We start from the raw sequence: 242 nt of genomic DNA, 5'->3' as shown, positions 1-242 counted from the left end.
GCACGCCAAGCCCGGTTAAACGTCCTGAAGAGACCGACATGGTGATCTTCCGTGAAAACTCCGAAGATATCTATGCCGGTATCGAGTGGAAAGCGGGCTCTGCCGAAGCGGACAAAGTGATCAAGTTCCTGCGCGAAGAGATGGGCGTGAAGAAAATTCGCTTCCCTGAGCAGTGCGGTATCGGCGTTAAGCCGTGTTCAGAAGCGGGTACCAAACGTCTGGTGCGCGCGGCAGTGGAATAC

Annotated in this window: 1 protein-coding gene; it reads left to right on the top strand. The window is 55.4% G+C overall.

Translation table 11 applies throughout. The annotated features are described in order from the left end of the window. On the top strand, positions 1 to 242 hold a 242-nt coding region (locus SB756_RS34315; protein WP_410913783.1), incomplete at both ends, for an isocitrate/isopropylmalate family dehydrogenase.

It is taken from the genome of Pseudomonas sp. SIMBA_068, assembly GCF_046534705.1.
Classification (GTDB): Bacteria; Pseudomonadota; Gammaproteobacteria; order Pseudomonadales; family Pseudomonadaceae; genus Aquipseudomonas; species Aquipseudomonas putida.
The sequence above is the reverse complement of the archived record's forward strand: the minus strand, read 5'-3'. Positions and strand labels throughout refer to the sequence as shown.